The organism is Sinomonas sp. T428B, from assembly GCF_056780155.1.
This window is the reverse complement of record NZ_JBRAZR010000001.1, coordinates 2,372,575-2,398,823: the sequence shown is the minus strand read 5'-3', so window position 1 is coordinate 2,398,823 and position 26,249 is coordinate 2,372,575. Positions and strand designations below refer to the sequence as shown.

Here is a 26,249-nt window from a genome sequence, read left to right as displayed (position 1 = left end):
GCGCGGCCGCTCCCGGGTCGAGGGGGCTCAGCCGATGGCGTCCTGGATCCGCCTGGCCGCGGCGGCGAGGGCCGCTCCGATCCGCTCGGGGTCGGTGATCCCGCCGAAGTAGACGACGGCGAGGGCGGCGGGCCGCTGGTGCGGGATCCTGATCGGCACGGCGACGGAGGAGACGCCCGGGAGGACCTCGTCGTGGCTCAGCGAATACCCCCGCTCGCGGGCCGTGTCGGCGTCCTCCCGGTACGGGATCCCGGGGGCCCGCTGCTCCCACTCCTCGCGCCCGAGGGCGGACTGGATGGCGATGCCCGGGGCGCCCTGGTCGAGGCTGTGCCGCGTGCCGGGCCGCTGAGCGAGCGAGACCCCGTTGTGCTGCGGCTCGACGGTCGCGAGCGTGATGCACTCGCCCCGGTCCCACACGGCCACGAACGCCGTCATCCTGAGCTCAGAGGCGAGCCGGCCCAGCTCGGGCAGCGAGGCCGTCTGGAGGTCGCGGGAGACCGACCGGGCGAGCACCGAGAGCCCCGCCCCGGGGCTGAGCCGGCCGGACTCGTCCCGCGTGACGAGCGCGTGGTCCTCGAGGGTGCGCACGATCCGGTAGGCGATTGACCGGTGCACCTCGAGCGCGGCCGAGAGCTCGGCGATCGTGAGCGGATTCCTGGCGTCGGCGAGCACCTCGAGGGCGCGGATGCCCCGGGAGAGGGTCTGGGAGTGCGGACCGGACTCCGCGGCGGTGCGTGGCATCTGACCATCCTAGGATTCGGGCTTGGGCCGGGCTCGGCGCGCGGGGCCTTGTGCGGGGCGTGACGCGCGGCCTACAGTGTGTTTGCTCTATATAAGCACGGACTGTTCGATAATCGAATGCCAGACGCCAGCAGTCTTGAACACCCGAGAGCCTCCCACCAGAGGACTGCCGAGGAGCTTGCCCACCGCTTCCGCGGCAGCCTCGGCCGCTTCGCCACGGGCGTTGCCATCGTGGCCTTCGACGGCCCCAGCGGCCGCCATGGCATCACCGTCAACTCCTTCACGTCCGTCTCGCTCGAACCCCCGCTCGTGCTCGTGAGCATCGCGCGCACCGCCCGTGCCCACGACGAGCTCGCCGGCCGCCCCTTCTCGGTCAACATCCTCGGGGCGGAGCAGAAGGCCCTCGCCCTGCACTTCGCGGGGAGGCCGGGGCTCGAGCCCCAGTGGGTCGAGGGTCCGACAGCGCCGCGGCTCGCCCGGCCGCTGGCCTTCTTCGTGTGCACCCCCTGGGCCGCCTACGACGGCGGGGACCACACCCTGTACGTCGGCGAGGTCGTGGACTTCAACCACCGCCCCGGCGACGCCCTCGCCTTCCACGGCGGCCGCTTCACGGCCATCCCCGAGAGCGAGCTGGGCGTCGAGGACCTCCTCTAGCCCGTCCGGGGCGAGCGCCCCCACCATCAGATCGACGACTGGAGAGAAAGCCATGGGCATCCGCACCGGGGACGAGTTCCTCGCCAAGCTCAACGCGATGCGCCCGCACCTCGTGATCGACGGCGCGATCGTCTCCGAGAACCTCACCGAGCACCCCTCGTTCAGGGGGCTGGCGCGCAGCTACGCGGCGCTCTTCGACCTCCAGCACGAAGCCGAGCACCGCGACGCGCTGACCTACCCCTCGCCGACCTCGGGCGAGCCGGTCAACGTCTCCTTCCTCGTGCCCCGCACCAAGGAGGACCTCGAGCGGCGGCGCGCCGGCATGACCGTCTGGGCGCGGTACTCCCACGGCTTCCTGGGCCGCACCGGGGACTATATGAACTCCGCGCTGACCGCGCTGGCCACGGCGAAGAAGTTCTTCGCCCAGGCCGACCCGGCGTTCGGCGAGCGCATCGAGGCGTACTACGAGATGTGCCGCGAGAACGACCTCCTCGCGACCCACACCCTCATCCCGCCGCAGGCCAACCGCTCCGTCTCGGGCTCGGAGCAGCTCGGCGGCCAGCTCGCCGCGCGCGTCGTCGAGGAGCGCGACGACGGCATCGTGGTCCGCGGCGCGCGCATGCTCGCGACCATCGCCCCGATCGCGGACGAGCTGCTCGTCTTCCCCTCGACCCTCCTGCGCGGCGGGCCCGACGACGTCCCCTACTCGTTCGCGTTCGCGGTCCCGAACGATGCCCCGGGCCTGCGCTTCCTCTGCCGCAGGGGCCTGCACTACGGCGGCGGCCACCACGACGAGCCGCTCGCGAGCCGCTTCGAGGAGGTCGACGCCGTCGTCGTGTTCGACGACGTCTTCGTGCCGAACGAGCGCGTCTTCATGCTCGGCCACCCGGAGCTGTGCAACGCGTGGTACGCCGAGACCGGTGCCGGGCCGCTCATGACCCACCAGGTCGTGACCCGCACGCTCGCCAAGAGCGAGTTCTTCCTCGGGCTCGCCTCGGAGATCGCCGAGGCTATCGGCATCGACGGTTTCCAGCACATCCAGGAGGACCTCGCCGAGCTCATCCGCAACGTCGAGATCGGCAGGGCGTTCATCGTCGCCGCGGAGGCCCAGGCGGGGCTCTCCGACGACGGCGTCATGCTCCCGCACTGGCCGACCCTCAACGCCGCCCGGAACTGGTACCCGAAGGCGTCCCAGCGGTACCCCGAGATCATCCGAAAGTTCTGCGCCTCGGGCCTCATGGCCCTCCCGGGCGAGGCCGACCTCGATGTGGCGCGCGAGGACATCGAGATGTACCTCCAGGGGAAGTCGCTCACGGGCCCGGAGCGGATCCGGCTGTTCAAGCTCGCCGCCGATGCCTCGGTCACGGGCTTCGCCGGGCGGCAGGCGCTCTACGAGTACTTCTTCTTCGGCGACCCGGTCCGCATGGCCGGCGCCCTCGTCAACAGCTACGACCGCGAGCCCCTGCGGGAGCGGATCCGCGAGCTCCTGCACCGCGAGGACTGAAGGGGCTGTGCGCCACCTCACACTTCATGTATTCTCTCTTTATTGACCGACCAATCGGTCAGTAATGGGCCTCGGCCCCCGCACCCTGAAGAACGACGGAGTTCGAATGTCCAACGCTGTGAACGCCGGGCGGCCGGCAGCCCACCAGATGTCCCGGGAAGAGCGCAAGGTCCTCGCAGGCACCCTGGTCGGAACCACGATCGAGTGGTACGACTTCTTCATCTACGCCCAGGCGGCCGGCGTCGTCCTCGGCCCGCTGTTCCTCGCCCCCGTTGCGCAGGAGAGCCCCGGCCTCGCGCAGATCATCGCCTTCGCGACCATCGGCATCTCCTTCCTGTTCCGCCCCCTCGGCGCCATCGTCGCAGGGCACCTCGGGGACCGGCTCGGGCGGAAGAAGATGCTCGTCTTCACCCTCATCCTCATGGGCGCCTCGACCTCGCTCATCGGCGTCCTGCCCACCTACGCCCAGATCGGCGTCCTCGCCCCGGTGCTGCTCATCTTCCTGCGCATCCTCCAGGGCTTCTCGGCGGGCGGCGAGTGGGGCGGCGCCGCGCTCATGTCGGTCGAGCACGCACCGAAGCACCGCCGCGGCTTCTTCGGCGCGTTCCCCCAGATCGGCGTCCCGATCGGCATGATCCTCGCGACCGCCACGCTGTGGGTCCTCACGACGACCATGGGCCCGGCCTTCAACGAGTGGGGCTGGCGCATCCCGTTCCTGTTCTCGATCGTCCTCATCGTCGTCGGCTACCTGATCCGCCGCGCGGTCGAGGAGAGCCCGGTCTTCAAGCAGCTGCAGCAGCGGCACAAGGAGTCCTCGGCCCCGCTCGGCCAGCTGTTCCGCTACAACTGGCGGCAGGTCGCCCTCACGGCCGTCATCTTCATCGCGAACAACGCCGCCGGCTACCTGCTCATCGCCTACTTCGCCACCTACGCCGTCGGCGCCCTCAAGATGGACCGTCCGAGCGTCCTGCTCGCGACCACGCTCGCCTCGTTCGGCTGGCTCGTCTTCACGCTGTGGGGCGGCATCCTCTCCGACCGGCTCGGGCGCGTCCGGACCTTCCAGATCGGCTACGCGTTCCTGGCCCTGTGGGCCGTGCCGATGTGGTTCCTCATCGACACGCGGAACATCGTCTGGTACTTCGTGGCGCTGTTCGTCATGACGTTCGGCCTCGGCCTGAGCTACGGCCCGCAGTCCGCGCTCTACGCCGAGATGTTCCCCGCCAAGGTCCGCTACTCCGGCGTCTCGATCGGCTACGCGCTCGGCGCGATCCTCGGTGGCGCGTTCGCCCCGACGATCGCCGAGGTGCTCATGAACGCCTTCCGCGCCTCGTGGACGATCGGCCTCTACATTGCGATCGCCGCGGTCATCTCGCTCATCGGCGTCTCGCTCGTGCGCGAGACGAAGGGTGCGGACCTGCACGTCGCCGAGGCGCACGCCGAGTACCTCAAGGAGCACCCGGAGGCAGCGCGCTGACGCGGCTCTGAGGCGGCCGCTCCGGCCCTTCCCGGTGCGCACGACGGCGGGCCTCCCCTTCGCGGGGAGGCCCGCCGTCAGCATGTGGCCCGGGCCCTGTGCTCCGGGCCGTGTGGTCCCAGTCTGGAACCGTGCGCTCGCAGTCAAGGCCCGTGCACTCGGCTCGCGGCACTGTCCGCCCTCGGGGCGGCATGGTGGATCCATGAGCACACTGGTCGACAGCCCTCCGGCCCGCACGGCGCCGCACGCCACGGCGCCGCACGCCACGGCGCCGTCCGCCACGGGGATGGCGCGGGCGCGCCTTGCCGCGGCCGCCGCGGCGGCGGGCGCCGCAGCTCACCTGTCGATGCTCCCGGCCGGCGGGTGGATGGCGGCGCTCGGCGTCGCCATGGCCGCTGCATGCGTCCCGTGCGCCTGGCACCTGTGGCGCCGCCCGTCAGCGCGCGCTGCTCGGGCGCTCCTCGCGATGTCGCTCGCCATGGTGCTCGTGCACGCCGTCCTCGTGTTCGCCCCGGATCGCGCGGCCGCCCAGGGGGCGGCGACGCACGCGCACCCCGGGACGCATGTGGCCGCCTCGACGACCGCCTCGGGCACCACGGGAGCGGGCGAACACGCCGAGGCGATGCTCGCCGTCGTCGGCGCGGACCTCGCCGCGGCCTTCCTCGCCGCGGCCTGGATGGGCGCCGCCCGCAGGGCCAGGCCCGGGCGCGCAACAACAGCGACTAGCGCTGCTTGGTCGCTTCCGGCCGGAAGCGGGCCTTCGCCGTCGAGCGCATGACCTCGGAGAGGTCGCGAATCTGCTGGAGGGCCCGGTCGAGCAGCTGCTCCATCCGGAGGGCGTCGATGCGCACGTCCTCGTCGGCGAGGAGGAGGAGCGTCTCCCACAGGAGCGACTTGCCGGTCACGGCGCTGATGAGGGATTCGAGTTCGAGCTGGCCCGAGTGTCCCGCGCGGGAGTGGCCCGGATTGAGCGGGTCGAGCTTGGCGGCCTGCTCACCGACCCACGAGATGGCCTGCTTGTGCCCAGGAAGCTTCAGGTTGAGGCCCTCCGCGATCCCCTTGAGCTCGTCCGAGTCCTCGCGGATCTCGTTGGCCAATCTCTCGAAGGTGGGGCCGTACGGGGTTCCGTCCCACACCTTCGCCGCCTCGTCGAAGAGCCGCTTGCCTGCGTTGGAGGCGATGATGTGGCTGTGCAGGTAGTTGGCGAGGACGTCGTTGTCGACGTGTCGCTTGGTCTCCGGGGCTTCGCTCATGGTTCCTCCTGGCGTGGGTGCCGATGCCGTGCCTTGTTTACCCGGAGCGTGGGCGGTTTACCCGGAGCGTGGCAGGCCAAGCGCCGAGCCCAGGCACCGTGCGGGCGCGAGGCGTCCGCCACATTCGAGCCCGCCCCCGCGCTCGGCGGCATAGGGTGGCCCGGTGAGCACCACGGCCAATCCCGACGACGGCACCCCGATCTCCTACGATCTGGCGGGGGAGGGCCCCGCCGTCGTGCTCCTGCACGGCTCGGCGCTGTCCAAGGCGATCTGGCGCGGGCTGGGCTACACCGCCGCGCTCGCCGGGCACACGGTGGTCCGGATGGACCTGCGCGGCCACGGCCGCAGCGGCAAGCCGCACGACCCGGAGTGCTACCGCATGCCCCGGCACGCGACGGACGTCCTCGCTGTCCTCGACGCGGCGGGGATCGACCACGCGCATGTGGTGGGCTACTCGCTCGGCTCGCGGGTCGCCTTCTCGCTCGCGGCCACCGCCCCGGCCCGGGTCGCGAGCCTCACGGCGCTCGGCGGGACGTTCCGGCCCCAGCGCGGCGAGGTCGAGAAGGTCTTCTTCCCCGGCTATCTCGAGGCGCTCCGCTCAGGCGGCGTCACGGCCTTCGTCGAGGGCTTCGCCGCCGAGGGCCGTCCCCTGGACCCCGGCACGAGGGCCGCGTTCCTCGCGAACGACGGCGCCGCGCTCGCAGCGTGCTTCACGGCCACCGAGGAGGATCCGGGCCTGCCGGAGGCCGTCGTCGCGCAGCTCGCGCTGCCGGCCCTGCTCATGGCCGGCACGCGCGACCGCGCGAGGCTCGCGGATTCGCGCCGTGCCGCGGAGCTCATGCCGCGGGCCCGGTTCGTCGAGCTGCCCGGCCGCACGCACGCGGGCACCCTCGCGCCGGCGGGGCCCGTGCTCGGGGAGCTCGTGCCCTTCCTGCTCAGCCAGCAGCGGGGCCGATCGGCTGCAGGCGCCATGGGACGCGTATAGCCCTTCTGGAAGCCGAATCGGGTTCCCTTGTCCCCTGTTTCGAGATGCTCGAGAGGCGTATGCTCATTACAGGCCTGCGGGACGGGCGAGGGAGCCGAAAGGCTGAGAGGCCAGAAGATCGAAGGATTGACTGGCGACCCCAACTACCTGATCCGGACAATACCGGCGAAGGGAAATCGCCTCGCAGGTCTTTTCATGCCCTGAAGCAGGCTGATCGTCAGTTGCCCCTGGCCGCCGTTGCGCCTCCGGCTCCTTCATGGAGTCGCCAGGACCGGGCGAGCGCGAGGGAGACCAGGACCGCGGCGAGCACCGCCGCCCCGAGGTGCGTGACGACCATGAGGTGGAGGTCCCCGTGCGCCGCGTCGGCCGTCGCGGCGGGGTCGAGCGCCGGGTCGGGGATCGCGCTCGGGATCGGAGCGGACGCCTGATCGGCCGGCGCCGTCCGGCCGTGGTGGCCCGTGACACCCTGGGACCCGGCGGTGAAGGCCGCTGACGTGACGACGAGGTGGAGCGCCTGCTGCGAGAGGCCGCAGAAGAGCGCGATGGACCACGTGGGCACGAGAGTTCGCGAGACGGCCGCGGCGGCGGCGAGCCCGAGGAGCGCCGCGCACGCGAGGGCAACGGCAGGGGACGGGAGCTCGCCGCCAGCGAGGAAATGCGCGGCGACCGCGAGCCCCGTGCCCCCGGGGCCGGCGGCGAGGGCCGCGGCGACCGCGCGGCGTCGTGAGTGTCCTGTCCTGGCGTCCATGCACTCCCTTCGGAACGGGGGCCGGCATCGGATGGGGCTATGCGCCCGCGCGGTACGACGACGGCGGCTCGCCGAAGGCGGCGCGGAAGATGCGGCTGAAGTGGGCGGAGTCGGTCAGGCCCCAGCGCGCGGCGATGGCCGTGACGGGCCGGTCCGCGAGCACCGGGTCCCGCAGGTCGCGGCGGCAGCGCTCGAGCCGGCGCTCGCGGATCGAGGCCGAGACTGTCGTGCCGTGCTCGCGGAAGAGGTCGTGGAGGTGGCGGGTCGAGATGTAGTGCGCCGCCGCGATGGCCCCGGGTGAGAGCTCGGGGTCGCCCAAGTTCGCCTCGATGAAGCGGTGGATCCGGGCGAGGAGCACCTGGTGCGGGTCGCGGGAGGTGGCGGAGCGGGCGTCGAGCTCGCCGTTGAAGAGCGTCGTGACGAGGTCGAGGGCGTTGCGCGCGAGCCGCGTCCCATTCGGCCCGCCGACGGCGCCGAGGTTCTCGGACAGCCGCACGAGGAAGGGCGCCACGAGGGCGCCCAGGCCGTGCTCGCTGCTCATGGCCGTGGCCGTGATCTGGGACATCGCGTCGGCCGGGAGGTCGACGGCCGAGTGCGGGAACATGAGCACGAGCGAGCGGAAGTCGCCGTCGAACGCGAGCGTGTACGGCCGGTCCGTCGAGTACACGGCGAGGGTCCCTGGCTGCAGGACCGCCTCGCGGCCGTCCTGGAGCAGGAGGCCCGTGCCCGAGAGCTGGATGCTGAGCTTGAAGTACCGGCGGTCGGCCGCCGCGATGAGCTCCGGCGTCCGCGTCACGGCGTGGCTGCTCGCGGCCACCTCGATCAGGCTCAGGTCCTCGCGCGCCACGTGCTTCCCCCGCATGCTCCCGTGGAAGGGCCCACGGCGGTCGGCTTGGACGGCGAGCGGGACGAACGAGGCGGACACCGCGCGGCGCCACGTGTCGAAGTCATGCGCGAGGGTCACGTCGAGACCCTCGTCGGCTCCCGCGGGCGTGTGCGCGATGGTCTGGGCGCTCACGACGCGCCCCCGAGGATGCCGTCGAGGAGGCAGTCGAGCTGCGCCACGAGCTGCTCGGCGGAGTGGTGCCCCGGCGAGAGTGTGGCCGTGATCTGCGCCCCCAGGACCAGGTCCATGATGGCGCCCACGTGCGCCTCGGCGGCCCGTGCGTCGGCTCCCTCCTCGCGGAGGAACCCCGCGATCGAGGAGCGCCACTGCTCCATCGAGCGCTCGTGGAGGGCGGTCTTGGCCGGGTCGCGCAGGGCCTTCTGCCAGAAGGCGATGGCGACGCGCGCCTCGGCGAGCTTCTCGGCGTCGAGCGGCAGGATCTCGTGGCAGTACGCCCGCAGTGCGGCGCGGCCGGAGAGGCTGGCCGTGGCCGCCTCCATGCGCCGGTTCGTCTGGGCGAAGATGTGCTCGAACGCGAAGTCGAGGAGCCGGTCCTTCGTGGGGAAGTAGGGCTTGAGGGCACCGTTGGCGAAGCCGGCCTCGGCCGCGATGTCCCGCATCGTCGCGGCGTCGAGACCCCGCTCCGCGATGACCCGCCACGTGGCGTCGACGAGCTCGAGGCGCCGCTGGTCGTGGTCCACGATCTTCGGCATCGCCGTCCTCCGACCTTTTTTTCTACACCTGTTGTGATTCACCTTACAGGCCGTTATTGTCTACGTCCATAGAAAAAAAAATCCTGCGACCCCGGAGAAGCCATGAGCACCGAGACGACCACGCACCCCTGCCACGGCTACGGCGAAAGCCCCGACACCGCAGCCGACGGCGTGTCCCAGCACCCGGCGTCGGGCGCCTATGCCCTCGCCACGGCCGAGGAGGTCGCCGCCGTCCGGGGCATCCTCGAGGCCGCGGGGCTGTGGCGCGAGACGACCCGGGTGGCCTACCTCGGCCTCGTCGAGCCGCGGCGCGGCTCGGCAGCCAGGGGAGCGCCCGCCGTCGACCGCCGCTTCCGCGTGTTCCTGCACGACGTCGCCGGCGCCCGCCCCCACGACGTCACCGTCTCGGTCACGCGCGGCGAGGTGGACTCCGCCGTCGAGCTCGACACCGCGGCGACCGGCGAGCTGCCCGTCCTCGAGGAGGAGTTCGAGGCGGTCGAGGAGATCCTCAACGCCGACGCCCGCTGGCTCAAGGCCCTCGCTGACCGCGGCCTCGACCCGGCCACCGTGCGCGTCGCGCCCCTCTCGGCGGGCGTGTTCGAGTACCCGGAGGAGAAGGGCCGGCGCATCCTGCGCGGGCTCGCCTTCGTGCAGGAGCACCCGACCGACAGCCCGTGGGCGCACCCCGTCGACGGCCTCGTGGCCTACATCGACACCGTGAACCGCAGCGTGGACCGGGTTTTGGACTTCGGGCCGGTCCCGGTTCCCGCCGAGCACGGCAACTTCACCGACCCCGAGCTCACGGGCCCAGTCCGCACGAGCCAGAGGCCGATCGAGATCACGCAGCCCGAGGGGCCGAGCTTCACGGTCACGGGCGGCAACCACGTCGAGTGGGAGCGGTGGAGCCTGGACGTCGGCTTCGACGTGCGCGAGGGCCTCGTGCTGCACAACATCGCGTTCGACGATGCCTCGGGTGGGGACCCGGGCGCCCGCACCGAGACGCGCCGCCGCCGGATCCTCGACCGCGCGTCGATCGCCGAGATGGTCGTCCCCTACGGCGACCCGTCCCCGGTGCGCTCGTGGCAGAACTACTTCGACACGGGCGAGTACCTCGTGGGCCAGTACGCAAACTCGCTCGAGCTCGGCTGCGACTGCCTCGGCGAGATCACCTACCTGAGCCCGGTCGTGAGCGACCCGTTCGGCAACCCCCGCGAGATCCGCAACGGCATCTGCATGCACGAGGAGGACTCGTCCATCCTCGCCAAGCACTCGGACCTCTGGACCGGCGTCAACTACGTCCGGCGCAACCGCCGCCTCGTCATCAGCTTCTTCACGACGATCGGCAACTACGACTACGGCTTCTACTGGTACCTCTACCTCGACGGCACGATCGAGTTCGAGGCCAAGGCCACCGGCGTCGTCTTCACGAGCGCCCAGCCCGAGGGCGACTACCAGTTCTCGTCCGAGATGGCGCCCGGCCTCGGCGCCCCGTTCCACCAGCACCTCTTCAGCGCGCGCCTGGACTTCGCGCTCGACGGCGGGCCGAACCGGGTCGAGGAGGAGGACGCCGTGCGCGTCCCGATGGGCCCGGGGAACGAGCGCGGCAACGCCTTCACCCGCAGGCGCACGCTCCTGGCCCGCGAGTCCGAGGCCGCTCGCGACGCCGACATGGCCGCCGGCAGGAGCTGGATCGTGAGCAACCCGACCTCGCTCAACCGCCTCGGCGAGCCGGTCGGGTACAAGATCCACCCGCAGGGCCACCCCACCCTCCTGGCCGACCCGGCGTCGTCGGTCGCCGGCCGCGCCGCCTTCGCGACCAAGGCGCTCTGGGTGACCCGGTACGACGAGGCCGAGCGCTACCCGACCGGCGACTTCGTCAACCAGCACCCGGGCGGGGCAGGCCTGCCCGCCTACCAGGCCCAGGACCGCGACCTCGACGGGACGGACCTCGTCGTGTGGCACACGTTCGGCCTCACGCACTTCCCGCGCCCCGAGGACTGGCCGATCATGCCCGTGGACCATGTGGGCTTCAGGATCCGGCCCGAGGGCTTCTTCGACCGCAGCCCCGTCCTCGACGTCCCCGCCCCGGCGAAGGGCGACGGCGGGCACTGCCACCGGTAGCACCGGATCTCTCGGGCGGACAAGAGCCGTTCGCTGTGGGACAAGTCACGGGCGCGGCGGCCGCAGCACGATAGGTGCAGCGGCCGCCGCGCCCGTTCCCGCAGCCGCCTGCTTGCCTTCGCCCCATCCCTACGCACTACTTAGCTGGAGGACCCATGAGCATCTCGACGAGCTCGCACCTGACGCCGGGGGAGGTGGCCGTGACCCGCCAGCGCCGCCTCGGCGTCGCCTCCGTGACCCTCATGATCATCGCGGCCTCCGCGCCGCTGACCGTCCTCGCCGGGGGAGTGACGACGACGTTCGCCGTCACCGGGCTGCTCGGCGTGCCGCTCTCGTACCTCGTCCTCGGCGCGGTCCTCGCGGTCTTCGCCGTCGGCTACGCGGCGATGAGCCGCCACGTGACCAACGCCGGCGCGTTCTACGCCTACGTCTCCCAGGGCATCTCTCGCCCGGCCGGCGTCGGCGTCTCCCTCGTGGCCCTCATGGCCTACAACCTCATGCAGGTGGGCATCTACGGCCTCTTCGGCTTCACCGTCTCGTCCCTCCTCGCGGAGCGGTTCGGCCTCGACGTCCCGTGGTGGATCCCGGTCCTCGCGTGCATCGCCGTCGTGGCCGTGCTCGGCATCAATCGCGTGGACCTCTCGGCGAAGGTCCTGGGCGCGCTCGTCGCCCTCGAGTTCCTCGTCGTCCTCGTCTACGACATCGCCGCGTTCGCCGTCGCCCCCGAGGGCATCACCGCCGAGCCGCTCGCCCCCACGAGCCTCCTGCTCCCTGGCGTCGGCGCCGTCCTGTCCTTCGGCATCGCGGCCTTCATGGGCTTCGAGTCCGCCGCGATCTACGGCGAGGAGGCCAAGGACCCGCACCGCACCATCCCGCGGGCCACCTACACCGCCGTCGGCGTCATCGCCGTGTTCTACGCCGTCTCCGCCTGGGCCATGGCCGTCGGGGTGGGCCCGTCGCAGCTCGCGGCCGTGGCGGGGGAGCAGGGGCCCGGGCTCGTCTTCGCCTTCCTTGCCGAGCGCCTCGGCGTCCTCGCCGCCGACATCGCGCAGCTGCTCTTCGTCACAAGCCTCTTCGCGGCGCTCGTGAGCTTCCACAACGCCGTGGCGCGGTACTTCTTCTCGCTCGGCCGGGAGCGCGTCCTGCCCGCCTGGCTCGGGGGGACGAGCCGCCACGGCGCGCCGCGGGCCGGCTCGCTCGTGCAGACGGGCATCGCGATCCTCGTCACCGCCGGGTTCGCCGCGGCCGGCACGGGCTCCGAGCTCGGCCCGCTGTACCCCGTCCTGACCATGTTCACGTGGCTCACGAACGCGGGCGCGATGGGCCTCGTGCTGCTCATGGCGATCGTCTCCGCCGCCGTCGTCGGCTTCTTCCGCCGCCGCGACCTCGGTGCGGGACCCTGGACCGCCGTCGTCGCGCCGTCCCTGGGCGCGGTCGCGCTCGCGGCGGTCTTCGGTCTCATCGCGGCCAACTTCGACGTCCTGCTCGGCCAGACCGAGCCGAGCCCGCTCAGCTGGGTCCTGCCGGCCATCGTCGTCCTGCCCGGCCTCGCCGGCATCGCCTGGGCCCTGCGCCTGCGCCGGACGGATCCGGCGCTCTACGGGCGGATCGGGCACGGCGAGGAGGGCCGCGCCGCGCACCACCTGGGCGAGGACACGTGACCCCAGGCCTCCAGCCTCAGCGCTACGCTCCGCATGCCGTCGCGTCCTACCGTGGATGTGACGGCATCGGCGCGTTCAGGGCGCACGGAGGGGAGGGTCCATGGAGGGCAAGCGCGAGGAGGAGCAGCGCGAGCGGCTCGAGCGCCTCGCCGGTCTGCGCGCCTCCGGGGGAGCCCACTCCCCGGAGGAGGCCGAGGAGCTCGCGCGCGAGGAGGAGCTCAACCGGAAGCGCCGGGAGATCGACACGGCCCGAAGGGCCGACTACCTCATCCGCGAGGCCATGGCGCGCGGGGAGTTCGACCACCTCAAGTACGCGGGCAAGCCCATCCCGAACCTCGACAATGTCAACGATCCAGACTGGTGGATCAAGGGCCTCATCCAGCGCGAGCAGCTCACGGGCCTCGGCCCCGAGGCACTCCTCCTGCGCGTCGAGGACGCCCGGCTCGCCGACACCCTCGACGCCCTCTACACCGAGCAGCAGGTCCGCGACACCGTCGAGTCCTTCAACCGCAGGGTCATCGAGGCGCGCCGCCAGCTCCTCGGCGGTCCGCCGGTCGTGACCAAGACCCGGGATGTCGAGACTGAAGTCCACGCCTGGCGCGCCCGGCGCGAGGCGCGGGAGGCCGCGGAGGCTGCGGCCGCGGCGCACGACGACGAGGCCGCCGCCCGCGAGGGGCGGCGGCCTTGGTGGCGGCGAAGGGGTGGACGAGGCGAGCGGCGGGGTCAGTAGCTCGCCGGCCGCCCGTCGCCGTCCGCTCCTGCCTCGCCTGGGCCGTAGAGTGCCGTGAAGCGCCAGGCGAGCTCCTCGCTCGAGCGCGCGAGGATCGAGACGTCCGCGCCCACGAGGACGAAGCGCGCCCCACAGGAGAGGTAGTGCCGCGCCGTCGCCTCGACGAACGCGTTGACGCCCGCGGGCTTGCCGGCCGCCTCCGCCGCCTCGAGGCAGCGCTCGACGGCGGCGCGCACGTCGTGGTGCTCCTGCTGCCCGAGCAGACCCATGGACGCGGCGAGGTCGGACGGGCCGATGAAGATCCCATCCACGCCGTCGACCGCCAGGATCTCCTTGACGTTCTCCACGGCCTCGGCCGTCTCGATCTGGACCATGAGCGAGATCGTCTCGTCGGCCCGTGCGAGGTAGTCCGGGATGCGGTTCCAGCGTGCCGCGCGGGCCAGGGCGGAGCCGACGCCGCGCACGCCGTGCGGCGGGTACCGCACGGCCGCGACGGCGGCAGCCGCCTGCTCGGCGTCGTTCACCATGGGGATGAGCAGGTTCTGCGCCCCGAGGTCGAGGTACTGCTTGATGAGCACGGTGTCGTTCCACGGCAGGCGCACGACCGGCAGGACGTCGTAGCCGTGCACGGCCTGCAGCTGGGCGAGGACCGACTCGAGCGAGTTCGGGCTGTGCTCGGCGTCGATGAGGAGCCAGTGCGCGCCCGAGCCGGCCATGATCTCCGCGACGAGCGGGCTGCCGGAGCACACCCACAGGCCGATCCGCGGCCCGCCGCCCTCCCCGGGGGTGCGCGCCGCGGCCTCGGCGAGGGAGTGCCGGAAGGTCTTCTCGGGCTCTAGACGAAACGGCATGTCACCGTCCCCAGGGGCCCGTAGTCCGCGTACACCGTGTCCCCCTCGTAGACCCACATGGGCCGGGTGAACGAGCCCGCGAGGATGAGGTCCCCGGCGCGCAGCTCCTGCCCGTGCTGGGCGAGCTTGTCCGCGAGCCACGCGACGCCGGTCCCGGGGTGGTTGAGCACGCCCGCGGCCACGCCGGTCTCGATGATCTCCTGGTTGCGGTACAGGAGGGAGGAGACCCAGCGGAGGTCAGTCTCGTGCGGCCGCACCGGGCGCCCGCCGACGACCATCGCTCCCATCGCGGCGTTGTCCGAGATGGTGTCCACGATCGTGCGGCCCTCCATCTCGATCCGTGAGTCGAGGATCTCGAGCGCCGGGACCACGTACTCCGTCGCGTCGAGGACGTCGAAGAGCGTGATGCCGGGGCCCTTGAGGTCGGCGCCGAGCTTGAACGCGAGCTCGACCTCGATGCGCGGGTGCGTGTAGCGCTTCCACTCGACGGTCGAGCCGTTCTCGAGCACCATGTCGTCGAAGATGACGCCGTAGTCCGGCTCGGTGATGCCCGTGGCCGCCTGCATCGCCTTGGAGGTCAGGCCGATCTTGCGCCCGACGACGCGCCGGCCCTCGGCCTCGAGCCGCGAGGCCCAGAGCTTCTGCACGGCGTACGAGTCCTCGATGTCCATGCCCTCGTAGCGGTCGTGGAGGAGGGGGACGGGTGTGCGCGTCCGCCCCGCCTCCACGAGCTCGTCGGCGATGGCCGCGATGGTCTGCTCGTCGAGCATGGGCTAGACCTGGCTTCCGAGCTTGAAGCCCTTGGACGCCTCGCCGTGGTACGAGCCGGACTCGTCCCCGGCGCGGGTGTAGGAGAAGCCGTCGGCGCCGATGGTCACGGCCATCTCGGACTTGTCCTCGCGCTTGATAACCTCCTGCGGGTTGCCGTCGAGGTCCAGGACGAGCGAGGCCTCGGTGTACCAGCTCGGCACGACGGGGTTGCCCCACCAGTCGCGGCGCTGGTTGTCGTGGACGTCCCACGTGATCGTGGGGTTGTCCGGGTCGCCCGTGTAGTAGTCCTGCGTGTAGATCTCCACGCGGTGGCCGTCCGGGTCGAGGATGTAGAGGTAGAAGGCGTTGGAGACGCCGTGGCGGCCGGGGCCGCGCTCGATCCGGTCGGACATGCGCAGTGCGCCCATCTTGTCGCAGATCTGGATGATGTTGTGCTTCTCGTGGGTCGAGAAGGCGATGTGGTGCAGGCGGGGGCCGTCGCCACCGGTGAGGGCGGTGTCGTGCACGGTCTGCTTGCGGTGCAGCCACGCGGCGTACGTGACGCCGTCGGAGTCCTTGATGTCCTCCGAGACGCGGAAGCCGAGGCCCTCGAGGTAGGCGCGGCCGCGGGGGACGTCCGGGGTGACCTGGTTGAAGTGGTCGAGGCGCACGAGCTCGCCGGCGGAGTAGAGGTCGTAGCGCATGTGCAGGCGCTCGACGTGCTCGACGTCGTAGAAGAACTCGTACGGGAAGCCGAGCGGGTCCTCGACGCGCACCGCGTCGCCGATGCCGCGGACGAAGCCCTCCTTGCGGCGCTCGGTGCGGCAGCCGAGCTCCTGGAAGTACGCCTCGGCCTTGTCGACGTCCTCGGGCGTGCGCACGCGGAACGCGAACGCGGCGGCCGCGGCGACCGGGCCCTTGCGGAGCACGAGGTTGTGGTGGATGAACTCCTCGAAGGAGCGCAGGTAGATCGCCTCGTCGTCCTCGTAGGTCACGTGCAGGCCGAGCAGGTCGACGTAGAAGTCGCGGGACTTCGCCAGGTCCGTGACGACGAGGTCGAGGTAGGCGCAGCGGACGATGTCCGGGGCCGGCACCGAGGGCGTGGGGATAGCGTTCGCGGTCATGGGATTCTCTTCCTCGAGAAGGGCTGGCTACTGGTCGTTGGTGGAGGAGGCGGCGACGACGTCGGCGGCCACCGGGGCGGCGCCGAACTTGGGCGTGTGCACGTCGCCGAGCGTGATGTGCACGGCCTGCTGGTCGGTGTAGAAGTCGATCGAGCGGTAGCCGCCCTCGTGGCCCAGGCCCGAGGCCTTGACGCCGCCGAAGGGCGAGCGGAGGTCGCGGACGTTGTGCGAGTTGAGCCACACCATGCCGGCCTCGACCGACTGCGCGAAGTTGTGAGCGCGCTTGAGGTCGTTGGTCCAGATGTAGGCGGCGAGGCCGTACTTGGTGTTGTTGGCCAGGGACAGGGCCTCCTCGTCCGAGTCGAACGGGGTGATCGCCACGACCGGGCCGAAGATCTCCTCCTGGAAGATCCGCGCGTCCGGCTTGACGTCGGCGAACACCGTCGGGGCGACGTAGGAGCCGTTCTCCTGGCCCTCCGGCAGGTTCTCGGGGCGGCCGCCGCCGGCGAGCAGGCGGCCCTCCTCCTTGCCGATCTCGACGTAGCTCATGACCTTCGCGTAGTGCTCGGGGTGCACGAGGGCGCCGACCTGGGTCTTCGGGTCGGACGGGTCGCCCACCACGATGTTCTTGGCCCGCTCGGCGTAGCGTTCGGTGAACTCGTCGTAGACGCTGCGCTCGACGAGGATGCGCGAGCCGGCCGTGCAGCGCTCGCCGTTGAGCGAGAAGACGCCGAAGAGGGTCGAGTCGATCGCTGCGTCGAGGTCGGCGTCGGCGAAGACGACGGCGGGGGACTTGCCGCCGAGCTCCATCGACATGCCCTTGAGGTGCTGGGCGCAGTTGCGGAAGATCGTCTGCCCGGTCGAGGACTCGCCCGTGAAGGAGATGAGCGGGACGTCGGGGTGCTTGACGAGGGCGTCGCCCGCGGACTCGCCGAAGCCGTTGACGAGGTTGAACACGCCCGCCGGGAGGCCGGCGTCCTCGAAGATCTGCGCCCACAGCGAGGCGGAGAGCGGCGTGAACTCGGCCGGCTTGAGCACCACGGTGCAGCCCGAGGCGATCGACGGCGCGAGCTTCCAGGACTCGAGCATGAACGGCGTGTTCCACGGCGTGATGAGGCCGGCGACGCCGATCGGCTTGCGGTTGACGTAGTTCAGCTGGGTGCCGGGGACCTTGAGCGCCGTGTCGTGCTGGGCCACGATGAGGTCCGCGAAGAAGCGGAAGTTCTCTGCCGCGCGCTGCGCCTGGCCGCGGGCCTGGGTGATCGGCAGGCCCGTGTCGAAGGTCTCCATCTCGGCGAGGCGGTCCTCCTGCGCCACGACGGCGTCGGCGATCGCGTAGAGCACCTTGGCGCGCTCGCGGGCCTTCATCTTCGGCCACGGGCCGTTGACGAACGCCTCGCGGGCGGCGGCGACGGCGGCGTCGATGTCCGCCTTCTGGCCCGAGGCCGCGGTCGCGTAGGCGGTGTTGGTGACCGGGTCGAGGACCTCGAAGGTCTCGCCGCCGATCGAGTCGACGAACTGCCCGCCGATGTAGTGCTGGAGGTGGGTCGGGAGGTTCTCGGGGACGAAGTGCTGGCTCATGGAACTGCTCCTGATGGTCGGGTTCGAAGAATCTGGGCTTGCTGTGGTCAGAGGGTCACGAACGAGGCGAGCGGGCCGCCCTCGCCGGCGGAGGCGCGGCTGTGCTCGAGGTAGGCGTTGAGCGTCGCGGAGCGGTGCTCGCGGGCGGCCTTCTCGATCTGCTCGGAGCTCGCGCCGGACTCGATGAGCGTCAGCAGGTGCTCGTGCTCCTCGACGGACTGCTCGGCCCGCTCGGGCACGTAGCTGAAGGTCGAGCCGCGGAGGGCCTTGAGCCGGTTCCAGCCGCGGTGGACGAGGTCGAGGATGTGCGGGTTCGGGCAGTGCTCGAACAGCACCGAGTGGAATTCGCGGTTCAGCGCGGTGAACTGCACGGGGTCGAAGTCCGCCAGGCACTCGCGCATGCGCGCGTTCACCTCGCGGGCCGCGGCGATGTCGGCGGGGCCGACGGCGGGCGCGGAGAGGGCGGTCGCCGCACCCTCGACGAGGCTCAGGGTCTGCATCGTGTACAGGTACTCGACCGGGTCGATGCCCGCGACCGTGGCCCCGACGTTCTTCTCGAAGCTCACGAGCCCCTCGGCCTCGAGCCGGCGGACCGCCTCGCGGACGGGGACGACGGAGATGTCCAGCTTGTCCGCGACCTGCGAGAGCACGAGCCGGGCCCCGGGCTCGAGCGCCCCGCTGACGATCTGCTCGTGCAGCCACTCGTAGGCCCGCTGGGACTTGCTCTCGGCCTTGCCGGCGGCCTTGCTTGAGGTCTCAGCCGCGGTGGTCATGCCCGCCCCGCAGTTTCCTGCTCGTACTTTGCCCGCCACTGGGCATTCATCGGGAACAGGCCGTCGACGGCGTGCCCCTCGGCGACCCGCTCCGCGACCCACGCCTCCTCGCGCTCCTGCGCGACGGCGTCGTCCGCGACCTCCGCGGCCAGGTGCGCGGGGAGGACGACGAGGCCGTCCTCGTCGCCCACGATCACGTCGCCGGGCACGACCGCCGCGCCGCCGCACGAGACCGTGTCGTCGACGCTCCACGGGACGTGCTTGCGGCCCAGGACCGCGGGGTGGCCGGTGGCGCCCCACGCGGGGATGTCCATCGCGCTCACGGGGCCGAGGTCGCGGATGCCGCCGTCGGTGACGACGGCCGCGGCGCCGAGCACCTGGGCGCGCAGGGCGAGCACGTCGCCGAGCGTGCCGGAGCCCTTCTCGCCGCGGGCGTCCATGACGAGGATGTCGCCGGGGCGGAGCGAGTCGACCGCGCGCTTCTGCGCGTTGTACCCGCCGCCGAACTCCTTGAAGAGGTCCTCGCGGGCCGGGACGTAGCGCAGGGTGCGGGCCGTGCCGACGACCTTGACGCCCGGCTTCGTCGGGGTCAGGCCCTCGATGTGGCAGTTCTGCATCCCGCGGCGGCGCAGCTGGACGCTCAGGGTCGCCGTGCCGACGCTCCGCAGCTTCTCCTCGAGCTCGGGCGTGAGGATGCTCGCGGGGCGGGTGTCCTGGGACTGCTCGGCGGATGCGGGAGAGCCAGAGGACACGGCCGACGGCGCGTCCCCGGCGGGTGCCTCGCCCGCCTCTGCGAGGCCCGCCGCCTCGGCCGAGCCCCACGCGTCGATGCGGTCGGCATCGGTGAGCTGGGGCATCGCCCCGAACGGCGCGAGCTCCTGGTCCGTCTCGACGACCTTGTTGGCGAGCCGCCCGGTGGTGAGCCGCGTGCCGTCGGCCGTCTCGCCGTCGACCTCGACCTCGACGAGGTCGCCGGGCTGGGCCACCGTCGCGCCGGCGGGGGTGCCGGTGAGGATGATGTCCCCGGGCTCGAGGGTCATGAGGCGGGAGAGGTCCGCGACGAGCTGTGCGAACGGGAAGAGCAGGGTGGCCGTGGAGTCCTCCTGGACGAGCGAGCCGTTGATCCACATCCGCACGCGCAGGTCGTGGGGGTCGAGCTCCTGCGCCGGGAGGAGGACGGGGCCGACCGGGGCGATCCCGTCCACGCCCTTCGAGCGGAGGTTGGAGCCCTTGTCCGGCCAGCGGAGGTCGGCGAGCCCGGCGTCGTTCGCGGCGGTGACCGAGCCGACGTGCTGCCACGCGTCCTCGAGCGAGACGCCGCGGGCGCGGCTGCCGATCACGAGGGCGACCTCGCCCTCGACGGTGAGGAGCTCGACGCCGCGCGGGCGGCGCAGCTCCGCGCCGTCGAGCGCGAGGGAGGTCGCGGGCTTGAGGAAGTACGAGGGGACGGCCGGAGTGCGCCCGCGCTGCGCGGCGCGGCTGGGGTAGTTGAGGTGGACGGCGATGACCTTGCCGGCGGCGTCCAGATGTTCCTGCGTGAGGTGCTCCACGGAGGCCTCCCCTTCGAGTCTCGGATCGTATACGAAAATCGTATACGAAGTTATCCGGTGGTTCAAGGGGCAGTGTGACGCGCACCATGGAAGTCAGCAGGAGGCGCTCATGAGGATCGGGCTGATGGGGGACGTGATGCTGGGCCGGCTCGTGAACCAGCGCCTGCGCCGCGAGGTCCCGGGGTACGTCTGGGGCGACCTCCTGCCGGTCCTCGCCCGCGCCGACGTGCGCTTCGCAAACCTCGAGTGCGTCATCGCCGACGGCGGCCTGCCGCAGCCGCGCAAGGTCTTCCACTTCCGCTCGGACAGCAGGAACATCGCGTGCCTCGAGGCCGCGGGGATCGACGTCGTCTCGCTCGCGAACAACCACACCCTCGACTACGGCCTCGACGCGTTCCGTGAGATGCTGCCCGTCCTCGACGCCCACGGCATCCTGCACGCGGGCGCGGGCCTGGACGCCGCCGCGGCCCAGCGGCCGGCGGTCCTCGCGGCCGGGGGCACGACCCTGGGCGTCCTGGCGTTCAGCGACAACGAGCCCGGCTGGGCGGCCGGCGCCGCGTCGCCGGGGATCTTCCACGTGCCCACGGACCTCGCCGATCCGCGCACGCACGCACTCGTCGAACTCGTGCACCGCGTCAGCGGCGAGGTCGGCTTCCTCTTGGTCTCGGCCCACTGGGGGCCGAACTGGGGCACGGCCGTGCCGCCCGAGCACGCCGCCCTCGCGCACGCGCTCGTCGACGCGGGGGCGGACGCCGTGTTCGGGCATTCCGCCCACATCTTCCGCGGCGTCGAGGTGTACCGGGGCAGGCCCCTCATCTATAGCGCGGGGGACTTCGTCGATGACTACGCGGTGGACGAGGTCGAGCGCAACGACCAGTCCTTCCTCTTCCTGCTGGATGTCGACGACCGTGGGCGTGCGGTGGTCCCGACCGCCCTGCGCCTGTTTCCTACCCTGATCGCGGACATGCAGGTCAGGCGGGCGGGTGTGGAGGCGCAGGGGATCGCCCGGCGGATGCAGCGCCGCAGCGCCGAGCTGGGCACCGAGGGGAGCTGGCTCGACGAGGAAGGGTGCCTCGAGATCCGCTGCGAGGGCCAGGTCTAGTGGGCCAGGAACTCGATCGCGGCGTGCTTGAAGGCCCTCGCCGTCACCGCGTTGACGTGCGTGCGCCCCGGGAGCACGAGCAGCTCCGCGGCGGGCACGAGCTCGCGGAGCCTGTCGATTGTCCCGAGGCGCTCGTCCTTCTCGCCGGCGACCATGAGAATCGGCTGCCGCGGCACGGCCTCGGCGGGATCGTACGGCTCCTCCTTGACGCCCTCGACGAGCGAGAGGAGGGCGTACATGTCCGAGCCGGGGGAGGCCTGCGCCATGGACACGAGCGTGGCCGTCGAGGGGTCCTCGATCGGCGTGCCGTCCGCGAGGAAGCGCTGGGCCGCGACGAGGTCGAACTCCGCGAGGGGGTCGCGGCTGCTAGGCCCGCCGAGCACGAGCCGACGCACGAGCGCGGGCTGGGTCGCGCCGAACTCCCACGCGAGGCGCGAGCCGAGCGAGTAGCCGACGACGTCGAGCCCCGTCTCGGGCCGGCCCTCGGCGATCGGCCGGGCCCCCGCGTCGGTCACGATCTGCAGGAGGTCGGCGCGGATCCGGCTGGGGGTGTACGAGTCGACGTCCTCGGGGGCCGCGCTCGCGCCGTGCCCGGGGAGGTCGACGGCGATGACCCGCCGCCCTGCCTCGAGCAGCGCCTGGATCCACCCGCTCCGCTCCCAGTTGAGCTCGACCGAGGAGGCGAAGCCGTGGAGGAGCAGCACGGGCGGGAGCGCCGCCGGCGTCTCGGGCTGCGCCGTGACGACGTTGAGCCCCGGGTCCGTCCCCTCGACGGTGTGGTGGGGCGCAGTGCCCGTGTGCCGTCCTGCCGTCGTCTCCATGAGTCCCCGTTCCCTTGAGTAGGTGATGTCGTCAATCCTCGTCCAGAGTGGGCCGCAACCGGACGCGGCGCGTCGGCGCGCCCTCGGCGGGCACGGTGCCGACGATGCCCGCGGCGTCGTCGGGGACCTCGAAGACGATGAGCGGCTCGCCGACCCTGATGACCTCGCCCGGTGCGCCGTACACCCTGAGGACGCGGCCGGCCTGAGGGGAGGGGAGCTCGAGCGCGGACTTGGTCGTCTCGACCTCGACGAGCGGCTGGTTGCGCTCGACCTGGTCGCCCTCGGCCACGAGCCATTCGAGGACGGTGGCCTCGATGAGCCCCTCGCCGAGGTCCGGGAGCGGGAAGGGGATCTCAGCCACGCCTGTACTCCAATACTCGCTGGATGCCGAACAGGATGCGGTCGATGCTCGGAATGTACTCGTCCTCCAGGTCGCCTGACGGATACGGTACGTCGAACCCCGTGACGCGCTCAACGGGTGCCTTGAGGGTGGCGAAGCAGCGCTCGGTGATCCTCTGGGCCACCTCCGCGCCGAGGCCCGCCGTGAGCGGTGCCTCGTGCACGACGACGGCGCGGCGCGTCTTCGCGACGGACGCGGCCAGGGCTTCGGTGTCGATGGGCTTGAGCCAGCGCAGGTCCACGACCTCGACGTCGACGCCGTCCTCGGACGCAAGCTCGGCGACCTGCAGGCAGCGGGACACCATGGCGCCCCATGCGATAAGGGTCAAGTCACGGCCCGCGCGGGCGACGCGCGCGCCGTCGTCGTCCGCTCTCTCCCGCTGAGCCTCGGTGAGCACGGGCCCCTTCTGCCAGTAGCGCGACTTCGGCTCCATGAAGACCACCGGGTCGTCGGAGCGGACCGCCGCCTTGAGGAGCGTGTACCCCTCCTGCGGATCCGCCGGGCACACGACCTTGAGGCCGGGCACGTGGGCGAACACCGCCTCGAGGCTCTCCCCGTGGTTTTCCGGGGCGCGGATGCCGCCGAAGCTCGGCACGCGCAGGGTCACGGGCATGCGCAGGGCGCCGCGGGAGCGGTAGTGCATGCGGCCCAGCTGGGTGACGATCTGGTTCATGGCCGGGTAGGCGAAGCCGTCGAACTGGACCTCGGGCACCGGCCGGAACCCTGCCATCGCGAGGCCGATCGAGAGGCCCAGGATGCCGGACTCGGCCAGGGGCGTGTCGAAGACGCGCTGGGGGCCGTGCTCGGCCGCGAGCCCGCTGGTCACGCGGAACACGCCCCCGAGCGTGCCGACGTCCTCGCCGAACGCGAGGACCTTCGGGTCCTCGGCGAGGAGCTCGGAGAGCGCGAGGTTGAGCGCCTGCTGGAGGGACAGCTGCCGGGGCTCCTCGGAGGCCTCAGCCACCCCCGCTGCCTCAGTCACGCCCGCCGGCTCAGTCATGCCCGCCGCCTCAGTCATGCTCCGACTCCCTCCTCCACGCGGCCCGCTGGCGCAGGAGCTCCTCGGTGGGCTCGGCGAAGACGAGGTCGAACATCTCCGCTCCCGGGCGCGGCCCCAGGGCGAGGACGCCCTCGCGGACGCCCTCGGCCTCCGCGGCGGCGGCCGCCTCGCAGTCGGCGAGGAAGGCCTCGTCCGCGAGGCCCTCGCCGAGCAGCCGCGCCCGGAGCCGCCCGAGGGGGTCGGCGCCGGCGTCGCGGCGCTCGTCGTCGAGCGTGCGGTAGCGGCCCGGGTCGTCGGCGGTCGAGTGGGGGCCCCGACGATAGGTGAGGGCCTCGACGAGGACGGGGCCGCGGCCCGCGCGGGCGTGGGCGAGGGCGCGGCGCATCGCGGTGACGACGGCGGCGGCGTCGTTCCCGTCGACCTGCAGGGCTGGCATGCCGTACCCGGCTCCGCGGGCGGCCACGCTGCCGCCGGCGACCTGCTTCTCGGTTGGCACGGAGATCGCCCAGCCGTTGTTCTGCACGAAGAAGACCACCGGCGCGGCGAACACGGCAGCGACGTTCATCGCCTCGTGCACATCGCCCTGGCTCGACGCCCCGTCGCCAAGGTAGGCCACTGCGACACCCAGTCCCTCCACAGGGCCCTGCGGGTCTCCGGGTGATGTCGCGGCGAGCCGCTGGCCGTGCGCCCAGCCAACGGCGTGGAGCACGGAGCCGGCGACGACCGCCTGGATCGGCGCGAGCCGGTGCTTCGCGGCGTCCCACAGGCCCCCGTGCCAGATGGCCTTGTGGGTCGCCATGTACTCGACCATGTCGACCCCGAGCGTCCTTGCGACGCCGGCCTCGCGGTAGGTCGGGAAGAGGAAGTCGCGCTCGCGGTCGACGGCGAACGCCGAGCCGACCTGTGCGGCCTCCTGGCCGAGGAGGGGCGCGTAGCCGGGGAGGATCCCCTGCCGCTGCCATGCGATGGCGGCCTCGTCGAGTCGCCGGACCGAGCTCATGAGGCGGTAGAGGTCGCGCAGCTCCTGGCCCGTCACGGCCTGGGCCGCGGGCAGTTCGGGCAGGGGCGGGGCCGGGCGGCCGGCGGCGCCGGACCTGCCGAGGGTCTGCAGCGTCTGCATGGCGACAACCTAGGACCGTCGCACACGTGTTCAAGCAATCCGTAGAGGGCTGTACACGCTGCTGTCAGCCCGCGTCGAGTGGGCTGCGTCACGTGGCAGTGTGTGCAGTGTCAGGCTGTGCAGTGCAGTGCGCGGGATGCGAGGGAGCCCCGGGCCGGACGCTCTTCGCGTCCGGCCCGGGGCTCCCTTCCCGTCAGGCCTTTCGGTATTCGCCGTCAGGCGTCGGTGCGCTCGGCCTCCCGAGCAGTTCCGGCCTCTTGGGCAGTTCCGGCCGCCTGCGCGGCCTTCGCGGCGGCGGCCCGGCGTCGCAGCCAGCTGCCGGCTGCGATGACGGCCACGAGCCCGAAGGTGCTCAGGAGCTGCCCGCGCGAGTCCTCGGCGGCGAGGCCGACGGCGAAGATGGCCGCGAGCAGCGCCATGCCGAGGCCGGTGAGCCACGGGAAGCCGGCCATGCGCAGGGGCAGCGCGGCGTCCGCTCCGCCCGCGGTGCCCGCAGCAGCGGCAGCCTTGTCCGCGCGGCGGCGCAGCACGAACTGCGAGACGAGCGCCGAGCCCCATACGACGAGGCACGTCGAGCCGACGAAGTTGAGCAGGAGCGGGAGCACCTTCTCGGGGAACAGGAGCTCGAGCACGGTCGCGGCGAAGCCGAACGCCACCGAGGCGAGGACGGCCGCGGCCGGCACCTTGGCGCCCGTGAGCGCCCTGAGGAAGCGCGGTGCCTCCTCGCGCTCGGCGAGCGAGAAGATCATGCGCGAGGCGCCGTAGAGGTTGGCGTTGAGCGCCGAGAGGAGGGCGACGACGGCCACGAGCGTGATCGCCACGGCGGCACCGGGCATCCCGGCGACCCCGAGCACGGCGGCGAAGGGGCTCTTGAGCCCCGGGGACGTCCACGGGACCACGGCGGCGATGACCAGGATCGAGCCAACGTAGAAGACGAGGATGCGGGCCACGACAGTCTTCACGGCCTTGGCGACGCTGCGGGCCGGGTCGCGGGTCTCGGCCGCGGCCACGGAGACGATCTCGGTGCCGCCGAAAGCGAAGACCACGACGAAGAGCGCGGTCGCGATCCCCGTGAGTCCGTGCGGCGCGAAGCCGTCCGCCGTGAGGTTGGCCAGCCCGGGAGAGGCCACGCCGGGGATCCAGCCGAAGAGCAGTGCGGCGCCGATGAGGAGGAACGCAATGATCGCGGCGACCTTGAGGAGCGCGAACCAGAACTCGAACTCGCCGAAGTTCTTCACGCCCGTGAGATTCACGGCGGTGAACACTCCCATGAAGACGAGCGCCATGAGCCAGACCGGCAGGGCCGGGACGAGGGTCGCGAGCAGTCCAGCGGCGCCGAGGGCCTCGGCGGCGATGACGACGACGAGCTGGAGCCACCAGAGCCAGCCGACCGTGGCGCCGGCCGCGCTGCCGAGCGCCTTGGAGGTGTAGACGGAGAAGGCGCCGCTGTTGGGGTTGGCGGCAGCCATCTCGCCGAGGGCCCACATGACGATGATGATGAGCGTCCCGGCCACGAGGTAGGAGACGAGCACGGCGGGCCCCGCGGCCTGGATGCCTGCGCCTGAGCCGATGAACAGGCCCGCGCCGATCGCGCTGCCGAGGCCCATCATGGTGAGCTGGCGCGGCGACATCGAGTGACCGAGCCGGGCGCCCCCCGTCGGGCGGACCTCCGTTGGCCCGGCCGTGGACGAGGGTGCCGACGCCTGT

General features: G+C 72.0%; 25 protein-coding genes. 9 read left to right on the top strand and 16 right to left on the bottom strand.

Annotated features, from left to right (window positions below):
* Positions 1 to 27: 27 nt before the first annotated feature.
* The gene (locus tag ACUYMY_RS11130; RefSeq protein ID WP_481703620.1) at positions 28 to 741 is read right to left on the bottom strand and encodes an IclR family transcriptional regulator; all 714 of its coding nucleotides are present in this window, start codon (positions 739 to 741) and stop codon (positions 28 to 30) included.
* A gap of 117 nt (positions 742 to 858) precedes the next feature.
* On the opposite strand from ACUYMY_RS11130, the gene ACUYMY_RS11125 reads away from it, so the two are divergent.
* The 4 genes from ACUYMY_RS11125 to ACUYMY_RS11110 all read left to right on the top strand — a co-directional run bounded on the left by ACUYMY_RS11125 (position 859) and on the right by ACUYMY_RS11110 (position 5,151).
* Positions 859 to 1,395, top strand: a complete 537-nt coding sequence (locus ACUYMY_RS11125) for a flavin reductase family protein (RefSeq protein ID WP_481703619.1) — start codon at positions 859 to 861, stop codon at positions 1,393 to 1,395.
* Between the two features lie 52 nt (positions 1,396 to 1,447).
* Positions 1,448 to 2,899 (top strand): 4-hydroxyphenylacetate 3-monooxygenase, oxygenase component, encoded by a 1,452-nt coding sequence (gene hpaB / locus ACUYMY_RS11120; protein WP_481703618.1) that lies wholly within the window; start codon positions 1,448 to 1,450, stop codon positions 2,897 to 2,899.
* Between the two features lie 106 nt (positions 2,900 to 3,005).
* A complete protein-coding gene (locus tag ACUYMY_RS11115; protein ID WP_481703617.1) occupies positions 3,006 to 4,373 on the top strand; it encodes an MFS transporter in 1,368 nt (455 codons plus the stop codon).
* Between the two features lie 202 nt (positions 4,374 to 4,575).
* Positions 4,576 to 5,151 (top strand): hypothetical protein, encoded by a 576-nt coding sequence (locus ACUYMY_RS11110; protein ID WP_481703616.1) that lies wholly within the window; start codon positions 4,576 to 4,578, stop codon positions 5,149 to 5,151.
* On the opposite strand, the gene ACUYMY_RS11105 is transcribed toward ACUYMY_RS11110, so the two are convergent.
* Positions 5,096 to 5,626 carry a hypothetical protein gene (locus ACUYMY_RS11105; protein ID WP_481703615.1) on the bottom strand — a complete coding sequence of 177 codons (531 nt, stop codon included), beginning with the start codon at positions 5,624 to 5,626 and terminating at the stop codon, positions 5,096 to 5,098. The two genes, ACUYMY_RS11110 and ACUYMY_RS11105, sit on opposite strands and share 56 nt — an antisense overlap.
* 163 nt (positions 5,627 to 5,789) lie before the next feature.
* On the opposite strand from ACUYMY_RS11105, the gene ACUYMY_RS11100 reads away from it, so the two are divergent.
* Positions 5,790 to 6,611: an alpha/beta fold hydrolase gene (locus ACUYMY_RS11100; RefSeq protein ID WP_481703614.1), complete on the top strand. Its 822-nt coding sequence runs from the start codon at positions 5,790 to 5,792 to the stop codon at positions 6,609 to 6,611.
* Positions 6,612 to 6,828: 217 nt separating this feature from the next.
* On the opposite strand, the gene ACUYMY_RS11095 is transcribed toward ACUYMY_RS11100, so the two are convergent.
* The 3 genes from ACUYMY_RS11095 to ACUYMY_RS11085 are packed head-to-tail and all read right to left on the bottom strand — an operon-like array spanning position 6,829 to position 8,958.
* Positions 6,829 to 7,359: a hypothetical protein gene (locus ACUYMY_RS11095; RefSeq protein ID WP_481703613.1), complete on the bottom strand. Its 531-nt coding sequence runs from the start codon at positions 7,357 to 7,359 to the stop codon at positions 6,829 to 6,831.
* 37 nt (positions 7,360 to 7,396) lie between these two features.
* Positions 7,397 to 8,362 (bottom strand): AraC-like ligand-binding domain-containing protein, encoded by a 966-nt coding sequence (locus ACUYMY_RS11090; protein ID WP_481705045.1) that lies wholly within the window; start codon positions 8,360 to 8,362, stop codon positions 7,397 to 7,399.
* 11 nt (positions 8,363 to 8,373) lie between these two features.
* Positions 8,374 to 8,958, bottom strand: coding sequence for a TetR/AcrR family transcriptional regulator (locus ACUYMY_RS11085; RefSeq protein ID WP_481703612.1), 585 nt, complete (start codon positions 8,956 to 8,958; stop codon positions 8,374 to 8,376).
* 102 nt (positions 8,959 to 9,060) lie between these two features.
* On the opposite strand from ACUYMY_RS11085, the gene ACUYMY_RS11080 reads away from it, so the two are divergent.
* The 3 genes from ACUYMY_RS11080 to ACUYMY_RS11070 all read left to right on the top strand — a co-directional run bounded on the left by ACUYMY_RS11080 (position 9,061) and on the right by ACUYMY_RS11070 (position 13,470).
* Entirely contained in the window at positions 9,061 to 11,079 is a 2,019-nt protein-coding gene (locus ACUYMY_RS11080) for a primary-amine oxidase (protein WP_481703611.1), read from the top strand.
* Between the two features lie 155 nt (positions 11,080 to 11,234).
* Complete coding sequence (locus tag ACUYMY_RS11075) at positions 11,235 to 12,740, top strand: APC family permease (RefSeq protein WP_481703610.1); 1,506 nt, start codon at positions 11,235 to 11,237, stop codon at positions 12,738 to 12,740.
* Between the two features lie 100 nt (positions 12,741 to 12,840).
* A complete protein-coding gene (locus ACUYMY_RS11070) occupies positions 12,841 to 13,470 on the top strand; it encodes a DnaJ family domain-containing protein (RefSeq protein ID WP_481703609.1) in 630 nt (209 codons plus the stop codon).
* On the opposite strand, the gene ACUYMY_RS11065 is transcribed toward ACUYMY_RS11070, so the two are convergent.
* From ACUYMY_RS11065 to ACUYMY_RS11040, 6 genes are read right to left on the bottom strand one after another with little or no spacing between them, the layout of a single operon-like run.
* Positions 13,464 to 14,321 (bottom strand): HpcH/HpaI aldolase family protein, encoded by an 858-nt coding sequence (locus ACUYMY_RS11065; RefSeq protein WP_481703608.1) that lies wholly within the window; start codon positions 14,319 to 14,321, stop codon positions 13,464 to 13,466. The two genes, ACUYMY_RS11070 and ACUYMY_RS11065, sit on opposite strands and share 7 nt — an antisense overlap.
* Positions 14,306 to 15,091: a 2-oxo-hept-4-ene-1,7-dioate hydratase gene (hpaH, locus tag ACUYMY_RS11060; protein ID WP_481703607.1), complete on the bottom strand. Its 786-nt coding sequence runs from the start codon at positions 15,089 to 15,091 to the stop codon at positions 14,306 to 14,308. Before hpaH ends, ACUYMY_RS11065 begins: the two co-directional genes overlap by 16 nt.
* Before the next feature lie 3 nt (positions 15,092 to 15,094).
* The gene (hpaD, locus tag ACUYMY_RS11055; RefSeq protein WP_481703606.1) at positions 15,095 to 16,195 is read right to left on the bottom strand and encodes a 3,4-dihydroxyphenylacetate 2,3-dioxygenase; all 1,101 of its coding nucleotides are present in this window, start codon (positions 16,193 to 16,195) and stop codon (positions 15,095 to 15,097) included.
* A gap of 27 nt (positions 16,196 to 16,222) precedes the next feature.
* Positions 16,223 to 17,776, bottom strand: a complete 1,554-nt coding sequence (hpaE, locus tag ACUYMY_RS11050; protein WP_481703605.1) for a 5-carboxymethyl-2-hydroxymuconate semialdehyde dehydrogenase — start codon at positions 17,774 to 17,776, stop codon at positions 16,223 to 16,225.
* A 47-nt stretch (positions 17,777 to 17,823) separates the two neighbouring features.
* On the bottom strand, positions 17,824 to 18,549 hold the full coding sequence (locus ACUYMY_RS11045; protein ID WP_481703604.1) for a GntR family transcriptional regulator: 726 nt from the start codon (positions 18,547 to 18,549) through the stop codon (positions 17,824 to 17,826).
* Positions 18,546 to 20,099, bottom strand: coding sequence for a fumarylacetoacetate hydrolase family protein (locus ACUYMY_RS11040; RefSeq protein ID WP_481703603.1), 1,554 nt, complete (start codon positions 20,097 to 20,099; stop codon positions 18,546 to 18,548). The genes ACUYMY_RS11045 and ACUYMY_RS11040 overlap by 4 nt, the downstream gene beginning before the upstream one ends.
* Before the next feature lie 109 nt (positions 20,100 to 20,208).
* Here ACUYMY_RS11040 and ACUYMY_RS11035 point away from each other — a divergent pair, with 109 nt between their 5' ends.
* Entirely contained in the window at positions 20,209 to 21,201 is a 993-nt protein-coding gene (locus ACUYMY_RS11035) for a CapA family protein (RefSeq protein ID WP_481703602.1), read from the top strand.
* Here ACUYMY_RS11035 and ACUYMY_RS11030 read toward each other — a convergent pair.
* From ACUYMY_RS11030 to ACUYMY_RS11010, 5 genes are all read right to left on the bottom strand, one after another.
* Positions 21,198 to 22,022, bottom strand: a complete 825-nt coding sequence (locus ACUYMY_RS11030) for an alpha/beta fold hydrolase (RefSeq protein WP_481703601.1) — start codon at positions 22,020 to 22,022, stop codon at positions 21,198 to 21,200. The two genes, ACUYMY_RS11035 and ACUYMY_RS11030, sit on opposite strands and share 4 nt — an antisense overlap.
* 31 nt (positions 22,023 to 22,053) lie before the next feature.
* Complete coding sequence (locus ACUYMY_RS11025) at positions 22,054 to 22,383, bottom strand: biotin/lipoyl-containing protein (protein ID WP_481703600.1); 330 nt, start codon at positions 22,381 to 22,383, stop codon at positions 22,054 to 22,056.
* Complete coding sequence (locus ACUYMY_RS11020; RefSeq protein ID WP_481703599.1) at positions 22,376 to 23,422, bottom strand: alpha-ketoacid dehydrogenase subunit beta; 1,047 nt, start codon at positions 23,420 to 23,422, stop codon at positions 22,376 to 22,378. The genes ACUYMY_RS11025 and ACUYMY_RS11020 overlap by 8 nt, the downstream gene beginning before the upstream one ends.
* 10 nt (positions 23,423 to 23,432) lie before the next feature.
* Positions 23,433 to 24,422 carry a thiamine pyrophosphate-dependent enzyme gene (locus ACUYMY_RS11015; RefSeq protein ID WP_481705044.1) on the bottom strand — a complete coding sequence of 330 codons (990 nt, stop codon included), beginning with the start codon at positions 24,420 to 24,422 and terminating at the stop codon, positions 23,433 to 23,435.
* A gap of 335 nt (positions 24,423 to 24,757) precedes the next feature.
* Entirely contained in the window at positions 24,758 to 26,173 is a 1,416-nt protein-coding gene (locus ACUYMY_RS11010; RefSeq protein ID WP_481705043.1) for an amino acid permease, read from the bottom strand.
* Between the last annotated feature and the right edge of the window lie 76 nt (positions 26,174 to 26,249).